At 60.9% G+C, this 578-nt stretch carries 1 protein-coding gene; it reads right to left on the reverse strand.

Annotated features, from left to right (window positions below):
- The coding region (locus PVA39_RS23220) for an Ig-like domain-containing protein (RefSeq protein ID WP_274126071.1) at positions 1-578 on the reverse strand (578 nt) is incomplete at both ends.

A 578-nucleotide genomic window follows, 5' to 3' on the forward strand; every position in this document is an offset into this window, starting at 1 on the left:
CGGCGACCAGGTCAGAGCCTGGGACGTTGATGCTGAAGCCTAGGGTGCCGTTAGGATTGGCAACGACCGAGCCGGTGAAGTCTTTGCCATTGACGGTCAAGGTGACAGTGTCACCGATCTTGGCATCACCACCGACAGTACCGGTAACCGGGATCTGCTGAGTGGACTCAGAGATGTTGATCACGTCATCGGCAGTGATGTTGGCATCGAGGGTGATGGTCGGAGCGGGTGGCGTTGTATCGATAGCACCGGTGTCAGTGGCCGAGCCAGTGTTGCCGGCTGGGTCAGTGACCTTGGCGTCGACCGAGTAAGGGCCTTCAGCCAGCGGCTGAGTCAGCTCGACGCTGTAGGTGCCACCCGCCAGAACCGGTGTGGTCACGGTAACGACAGTGCTGCCTTGGGTAACCGTCAGCGTAACGGTGCTGCCCACCGGAGCATCGGTAGTACCGACGATAGTCGGGGTGGTGTCGTTGGTAATGGCCGGTGCATCGACAGTGATCAGCGGAGCGGTGGTGTCGATAGCGCCGGTATCAGTAGCCGAGCCGGTGTTGCCGGCTGGGTCGGTGACTTTGGCATCG

It is taken from the genome of Pseudomonas sp. CNPSo 3701, from assembly GCF_028674975.1.
GTDB classification, from domain to species: Bacteria; Pseudomonadota; Gammaproteobacteria; order Pseudomonadales; family Pseudomonadaceae; genus Aquipseudomonas; species Aquipseudomonas straminea.